Origin of the sequence: Microbacterium sp. ISL-103 (genome assembly GCF_018613995.1) — a bacterium.
Classification (GTDB): domain Bacteria; phylum Actinomycetota; class Actinomycetes; order Actinomycetales; family Microbacteriaceae; genus Microbacterium.
The window spans coordinates 3470-3910 of the sequence record NZ_JAGGPD010000355.1; the positions used below are offsets into that span (position 1 = coordinate 3470).

Genomic DNA, 441 nt, shown 5'->3' on the forward strand with positions numbered 1-441 from the left:
TCCAGCTCTTCAACGAGCCCAACAGCCTGCGCCCCCTGGCCCCCAACGTGATCACGACGTACTTCACACCCAACATGTACGCGTACAACCTCTCGTTCGCCGGACAGCAGTTCAACTACGCCGCGACGATCGCCATCATCATGGGCGTCATCACCGCGGTCATCGCCTACGTCGTGCAGCTGCGCGGCTCGAAGACCGAGGTGCGCTGACATGGCACTCCCCCTCGCCCGCCCTTCTCAGAAGCGTCACGATCTGATGAACCCGCGCAAGTCCAAGATCCTGCTGATCGTGATGGTCGCCTACGCGCTGTACACGCTGGTGCCGCTCGTCTGGCTGCTGTTCAGCTCGACGAAGACGCAGTCGGGTCTCTTCAGCTCGTTCGGCCTGTGGTTCTCCGACGACTTCGCGTTCTTCGACAACCTCGTCGCGACCTTCTCGTAT

General features: G+C 61.5%; 2 pseudogenes. Both read left to right on the forward strand.

Annotated features, from left to right (window positions below):
* A pseudogene (locus J7E68_RS19855) lies at window positions 1-209 on the forward strand (sugar ABC transporter permease); the annotation flags it as partial.
* Between the two features lies 1 nt (window position 210).
* Window positions 211-441, forward strand: a pseudogene (locus J7E68_RS13165) (carbohydrate ABC transporter permease); the annotation flags it as partial.